General features: G+C 46.3%; 6 protein-coding genes. 1 reads left to right on the forward strand and 5 read right to left on the reverse strand.

Translation table 11 applies throughout. The features are described 5' to 3' along the window. On the forward strand, nucleotides 1-1,096 hold a 1,096-nt coding region (gene nspC / locus VFW36_RS04930; protein WP_329657698.1), incomplete at its 5' end, for a carboxynorspermidine decarboxylase. 10 nt (nucleotides 1,097-1,106) lie between these two features. Here nspC and VFW36_RS04935 read toward each other — a convergent pair. The 5 genes from VFW36_RS04935 to tgt are packed head-to-tail and all read right to left on the reverse strand — an operon-like array spanning nucleotide 1,107 to nucleotide 6,528. Beyond that, nucleotides 1,107-2,177 carry a PilZ domain-containing protein gene (locus VFW36_RS04935; RefSeq protein WP_329657699.1) on the reverse strand — a complete coding sequence of 357 codons (1,071 nt, stop codon included), beginning with the start codon at nucleotides 2,175-2,177 and terminating at the stop codon, nucleotides 1,107-1,109. A 23-nt stretch (nucleotides 2,178-2,200) separates the two neighbouring features. Beyond that, nucleotides 2,201-3,697, reverse strand: a complete 1,497-nt coding sequence (locus VFW36_RS04940; RefSeq protein ID WP_329657700.1) for a hypothetical protein — start codon at nucleotides 3,695-3,697, stop codon at nucleotides 2,201-2,203. Further along, a complete protein-coding gene (pdxA, locus tag VFW36_RS04945) occupies nucleotides 3,694-4,635 on the reverse strand; it encodes a 4-hydroxythreonine-4-phosphate dehydrogenase (protein ID WP_329657701.1) in 942 nt (313 codons plus the stop codon). The genes VFW36_RS04940 and pdxA overlap by 4 nt, the downstream gene beginning before the upstream one ends. Next, the gene (locus VFW36_RS04950; RefSeq protein WP_329657702.1) at nucleotides 4,623-5,426 is read right to left on the reverse strand and encodes a pyridoxine 5'-phosphate synthase; all 804 of its coding nucleotides are present in this window, start codon (nucleotides 5,424-5,426) and stop codon (nucleotides 4,623-4,625) included. Before VFW36_RS04950 ends, pdxA begins: the two co-directional genes overlap by 13 nt. Next, entirely contained in the window at nucleotides 5,407-6,528 is a 1,122-nt protein-coding gene (gene tgt, locus VFW36_RS04955) for a tRNA guanosine(34) transglycosylase Tgt (RefSeq protein ID WP_329657703.1), read from the reverse strand. Before tgt ends, VFW36_RS04950 begins: the two co-directional genes overlap by 20 nt. Nucleotides 6,529-6,634: the final 106 nt, after the last annotated feature.

Below are 6,634 nucleotides of genomic sequence, written 5' to 3' on the forward strand. Positions count from 1 at the left end.
CGAAGAGGCTCTTTTGGAAAAGAATCTGCTCGTGATGGAGCGGGTACAGAGAGAATCGGGGGCGAAGATTATCCTCGCCCTCAAAGGGTTCGCGATGTGGTCAACCTTTCCGATGGTGAGCAAATACCTCCACGGATGTACGGCAAGCGGCCTGTATGAAGCCAAGCTCGCCCGTGAGAAGATGAACAAAGAGGTACATACCTACTCTCCGGCGTTCAAAGACGAAGATATAGACGAAATCGCCCGAATCAGCGATGACATCGTATTTAACTCTCCCGCGCAGTTTCACCGCTATTATGAGCGGGTCAAAGCGATTAATCCGAATATCTCCGTATCGCTTCGTGTCAATCCCGAATACTCCTCCAGCCCTGTCGATCTCTACAATCCGTGTGGATTGTACAGCCGTTTGGGGACGACCTTGGCGAATTTCGATGAGAGCATCGCCAGTAAACTCGACGGACTCAACTTTCATGCCCTCTGCGAACAAAACGTCGATGCGTTGGAGGGGGTTCTCGAAGCGTTTGAAGCAAAGTTCGGCTCATTTATCAACGGACTGAAATATGTCAATTTCGGAGGAGGGCACCATATCACCCGTGTTGACTACGATGTTGATCGCCTGATCGAAGTGATCCGTGCGTTTAAAGCACGACATAACGACATCACCGTCTATCTCGAACCGGGCGAGGCGGTGGGCTGGCAGACGGGACCGTTGGTCGCCTCGGTGCTCGACATCGTCCATAACGGGATGGATATAGCGATCCTCGACACCTCAGCCGAGGCACACATGCCCGATACCCTCGCGATGCCGTATCGTGCGATGATCCGAGGCTCAGGGGAAGCGGGAGAAAAGGCGTATACGTACCGTTTCGGAGGAAATACGTGTCTCGCAGGGGATATTATGGGGGATTATTCGTTCGATGAACCGCTCAACGTGGGAGATAAGATCATATTCGAAGATCAAATCCACTATACATTTGTGAAAAATACGACGTTCAACGGGATCAAGCTCCCATCGTTGGCGATCTGGACGAAAGAGGGTGAACTCAAAATTGTTCACGAATTCGGCTATGAGGATTACCGAAACCGTCTCTCGTGAATAGAGACTTTTAGATAATCTGATCGCGAAGAGATTTGATAATCTCTTGTTCTCGTCGTGTGACGTATTTGCCGAGTTCCGCTTCTTGCTGTAGAGTAGGATCGATTTTAAAATGGTATTTATAACCGCTTTCATAGGAGGATTTAAAAACCATTTTCGCTTTCATTTTATTGTTGGGACCTGTGATTTCCAACGGAAATTCTAAAACCAAATCCGAAGCGTTGATTTCATAGGGGTGCATACTCGTAAGCGCTACCCCTCCCAAAGAGATGTCGTAGGCATGACAGACAATGGTGTTTTCATCAGGACGTATAACGGTAAAGTTGAGAGGGTCAAAAGGGCGCACACGGATACTTTGACGGTGGTATAGTGAATTGTGAAGCTGTTCAAACCGATACAACCGCAAATAGTTTTTTCCGTCAATATCGATGGGTGCGACGGACGCAAAGACATCACACATGACATCGGTGGTTTTGAGAAGATAGATGCTGTTTTGCAGCAACGCTACTTTCTCTTGTATCGGGTGAGTCTCGATAATAATACTCTCTTCATCGGTATGGACAACCCGTGCCGGATATTGGATCGGAACCCCCAAATAGGTATTTAACACCGTGAGATGTTTTTCTTGGCGGCGTATGATTTCGATAGTATTTATCAGCGTATCTTCAAACAAAAACATGACATTATTATTGGGATTGAGGATATAGCCGATAAGCTCTTCGACCGTAGAGGCGAAAACAGAAATTTTACTCCATCCGTCGGGTCGGTTCGCATAAAATGATTTAACGTAATAATTGAGAATCATATAAAAGGTGTTGTTGATAAATCGTTCAAATGATTCATGGGTATCAAAATAGGAGCGTATCGTTGTAACAACACTCTCTAATCGGTTGTGTTCCGTCGTAAACAATACGTCGCATAACTCTCCGCAAAGCTCTTTGAGGGCAATATCGTGTTGAGGATGAGCAGAGGTGTAGGTTTTCCAAGAGGCTTTGACGAATAACTCTCGAAACGTGACCGTATCCAAATCGTGATGAACCGTATGCCGAAGTCTTTTAAGGTTATGAGCTTTTTTCTTCATTAAATCTCCGCAATATTCATCAATTAGCGCTTCGTCAAAACCGTAGCGAGAGCTTCGGTAATCATGTCATATGTTTCAAGAAGCGACGCCATTTGTTCGAGATAGGTTTTCAGTGATTTTTTCTCAAAATCGAGTTTCCGTTGACGTCGCGTAAATTCACTCATTTTATTGGACATCTTATTCTTACTCAATTCAAACTGACTCAAAGTCTTTTTTTTCATATCCAACAGTTCGACTTGGTGGTAATTGAGTCGATTGACCTGTGATTTTAGGGACAATGTCTCTTCGGGTGTTTCTCCGACTTTCGCTTTGACCCGTTCGATGGCGGCTTCATTTTCGGTGATGGTATCTTCTATATCCGCCAACTTATTGGCGACAGAATCTCTATTGCTCTTTTCAACGGCCAATTCACCTTGGCAGTGTGCAAGTTCATTTTCACAGACGGAAATAGTCTCTTTTTGAGTAGAAAGTTTCTGTTTTACTTGTTTGTACTGCATGATGATGGAGAGGATAGAACTATAATTCCATCGTTGCTGTTTGGAGTCGACAATGGCGTATTTTTGGATTCTGTTACCACTGGCGTCAACAACGATCTCATCCGTAAAGTATTTGATAAACGCTTCGGCATTTTTATCTCGTATTTCAACAAACTGCAAAAGGTTTTTGGCGGTATAGACAAAAATATCATGAAATAATTGTCGTAATACATATCCGGTAAAGCCCTCGATTTTAACGCGATCCTCTTTGCGGATGATTTCGAGTAAAAGGATTTCGATCATCGAACGAAATACAGGGATAAAGGTTCGGGTAAAGGTGAGATTATCGATCACTCCAAAGTTTAGTTTTTCTTCGATCACTTCACCTAAGATGGGCTCGACATACTCCCATGCCCCTTTTGGGAAATAGGCATTGTACATCGCTTCCATATCCTCGACCGATTCGCCGCCGAAACGTTTATCCACTCCATCTGCGAACTTTTGAGGCGGAGTGTAGAAGCGTATACTGATGCGACCGCGAAGGAAAAAGGTAATATCTTTTGCGTCAAGATCGAAAATTTCTTCTACCTGCCGACGTACACTCTGGCGTACATGCTCCATATTGTTGTCCAATTGGAGAAAATTTTCTATGATGGAGTCGCGTATTTGTTCAGGAATAGAGACCAAATACGGCAATGGAGAAAAATCGGTTTTACGTGCGAGAATATCGAGCAAAATGGAACTGTTGGTATGGAGCATCCGATCATACGCTTCAGGTTTGGAGGGGTCAATGAACTTTTTTTTCAGGGCAAAAGAGCTGAAAGTCACATTCAACTCTATCTCTTGGTTGGAGTTAGAAAAATATTTAACGATCCCTTTACGAATTGAGCCTTTTTTGTCATCGAAAAGTGCTTCATTATCCGCTACTGCCAGTTTGGAGAGGAGCGTTTTATAGTGTTCGGTCGTAAAATCGTTGGCATAAAGGTATTTTGGGAGGATTTTATCTAAGAGTGCGACGATGTCTGAAATAAGCTGCGGCTTCATTTGGAACTTATCCCTTGTAAACGGATAAATCGCAAAGCGGCTGATATGGCATTTTGATAGCTTAGGAGGGATGCTTTGTTCTGATAGGCGATGTCAAATGCCGTTCCGTGATCGACGGAGGTTCGGATGATCGGCAGTCCTAAAGAGATGTTTATCCCCTCGTCGAAATAGAGCGCTTTGAGAGGGGCGAGCCCTTGATCGTGATACATTGCCGCGATCATCGAATAGCGCTCACGAAATCGGGGGGTAAAGGCGATGTCGGGGACGATGGGACCCGTGAAGATTTCTTTGCCGATTTGGGTATTGGCTTCGTGTATCGCTTCTTCGATAAAGCGCTCTTCATCTCCCAGCACACCGTGATCTCCCGCATGGGGGTTTAGTCCCAATACCGCCACCGGCTCATGGGCAGTCGTTTGATAGAGTCGGAGTAAAAAGGAGACCAACGGATCGGTTTGGATATGTGAAGCGACTTCACGAAGGGGGATGTGTTCGGTGTAGAGGGGGACGTATAGTTTCTCACATCCGAGCATCATGATCGCATCACACTCGAATATATCGCGAAGCGCATCGGTGTGACCGACATAATCGATCCCCGCCATCATCCATGCCTCTTTGTGGATCGGGAGGGTAGTGATGGCATCGACGGCTCCCGATTTGGCAAGATCGATCGCGGCGATAAAGGAGTCATAGCTATAACGTCCGCTTTGATTACTCACGATTCCGGGTTGGATCGTAAAATCACCCGAAATAGTATGACACTCAAAATCCTCAGGTATCGGGATATTCAGCAACGATGCGGCTTGCTCAGCCATCGAGCGGCTGATGCAGTAGATCGGATGAACGAGATGTTTTATATCATTATGGGCTCTTAGGGCGATTTCAAATCCTACGCCGTTTAGATCACCGATACTGATTGCGAGGCGTTTTAACGTCGGCATAGCGCTTTCATATCCGATACGGCAGTGGCTAATCCGGTAAAGACCGATCGTGCGATGATACTTTGACCGATATTGAGTTCTTCGATGGTATCGATCATGACGATAGAGGCGATATTTTGATAATTCAGCCCGTGACCGGCGGCGACTTTGAGACCGAGTGAACGGGCATAGTTTGCCGCATCGACAATGCTTCCGTAGGCATTTTCGAGAAGGTTCTCTAATTCGCGGCGTGAGAGGTTGAGAGATTCAATCGCATGGTGAGAATGAGGCAACGCACTGTAGCGCATGGCGTACAAATTAGCGTAGCTTCCGGTATGAAGCTCTACCCACGTGGCTCCGAGTCTCTCAGATGCTTCGATCGCTTCACGGGTCGGATCGATAAAGAGGGAAACTTCGATTTCATGTTCTTGAAGTTGTTTGATAGCATCGGCTATGAAATTGAAATTCCCGATAACATCCAATCCCCCCTCTGTGGTCACCTCTTGGCGTTTTTCAGGGACGAGAGTGGCTCTGTGGGGACGAAGAGCACAGACGATGTCGATGATGGCAGGGTCAATAGCGCATTCGAGATTGACCGGAATCGGAGAACTCATAATAATGCGATACGCGTCGTCATCATGGATATGGCGGCGGTCTTCCCGTAGATGGATAGTGATTTGATCGGCACCGTTTTGCGCACATACGGCTAACGCCATCAAAGGATCGGGATCGTTGATTTTGCGGGCTTCGCGCAGTACGGCGATATGGTCGATATTGACCCCAAGAGCTACATTAGGATTGGCGACGTGCATAAAAATCCTTTTTAAATTGGATAAATTCTCCCGCTAAGATCGCTTCGCGTGCTTGACGTACCAACCAGAGGTAGTAGTGGAGGTTGTGAAGCGATGCGAGGCGAAAATAGGTGATTTCGCGAGAGCGGAAAAGGTGGTGCAGATAGGCACGGCTGTAACGTTTACATGTATAACATTGGCAAGCGGGATCTATCGGCTCAGAGTCGTATTTATAACGTGCCCCTTTGATATTCACTTTTCCAAACGTCGTAAATAGGGTTCCGTTGCGGGCATTTCGTGTCGGCATAACGCAGTCGAACATATCGACGCCTCGCTCAATGTTTTCAACCAAATCTTCCGGTGTTCCGACTCCCATCAAATAGCGGGGTTTATCGCTCGGCATTAGCGGTGTGGTATGTTCGACCGTATCGTACATGAGGTTATTGGCTTCTCCGACGGAGAGACCCCCGATAGCGAATCCGTCATAATCCATCGCGCACAACTCTTCGGCTGATTGGGTGCGGAAATTAAAATCTGTCCCCCCTTGGATGATCGCAAAGATATTTTGATTGATCCCGACCCCTTTGGTCTGATTGTTGCGATGGTAGTCGATCGATTGTTGTGCCCACTGCGTCGTTCTCTGAATCGAGGTTTTGATCCGCTCCTGCGTTGCGGGAAGGGCGACGAGATCGTCGAGGATCATCATGATGTCACTGTTGAGATTGTTTTGGATGTCGATCACTTTTTCAGGGGTAAAAAAGTGTTTGCTTCCGTCGATGTGGCTTCTAAATTCGATCCCCGATTCGGTCGGTTTGGAGATATCGCTGAGGCTGAATGCCTGAAATCCGCCGCTATCGGTTAAAAAGCTTTTAGGATAAGTTGTATAGCCGTGTAATCCACCCATTTTGGCGACGGTCTCATCTCCGGGACGCAGATACATGTGGTACGTATTGGCAAGGATGATCTGGGTATCCAAAAGCTCCGTCATATCGGCCATATCGAGCGCTTTTACCGATCCTACCGTCCCCACGGGCATAAAAATAGGGGTTTGGATCGTAGAATGTGCCGTAGTGATGGTACACGCTCGTGCTTTGCCACAAGTGGCATCGACCTTAAATTCCATTCAAAACCTTGTTTTTTCATTATTTTACCGTACATTAGGTTTATAGGCAACTCCAAAGCATTTACACTCTATAATACTGAAAACATTTATGCAGGAAATTTTATGA

This window comes from Sulfuricurvum sp., assembly GCF_036279695.1.
GTDB lineage: Bacteria > Campylobacterota > Campylobacteria > Campylobacterales > Sulfurimonadaceae > Sulfuricurvum.

Excerpts from the sequence above, each read along its gene's own strand:
- VFW36_RS04940 (WP_329657700.1), bottom strand. The coding sequence starts at position 3,697 with ATGAAGCCGCAGCTTATTTCAGACATCGTCGCACTCTTAGATAAAATC.
- VFW36_RS04935 (WP_329657699.1), bottom strand. The coding sequence starts at position 2,177 with ATGAAGAAAAAAGCTCATAACCTTAAAAGACTTCGGCATACGGTTCAT.
- tgt (WP_329657703.1), bottom strand. The coding sequence starts at position 6,528 with ATGGAATTTAAGGTCGATGCCACTTGTGGCAAAGCACGAGCGTGTACC.
- VFW36_RS04950 (WP_329657702.1), bottom strand. The coding sequence starts at position 5,426 with ATGCACGTCGCCAATCCTAATGTAGCTCTTGGGGTCAATATCGACCAT.
- pdxA (WP_329657701.1), bottom strand. The coding sequence starts at position 4,635 with ATGCCGACGTTAAAACGCCTCGCAATCAGTATCGGTGATCTAAACGGC.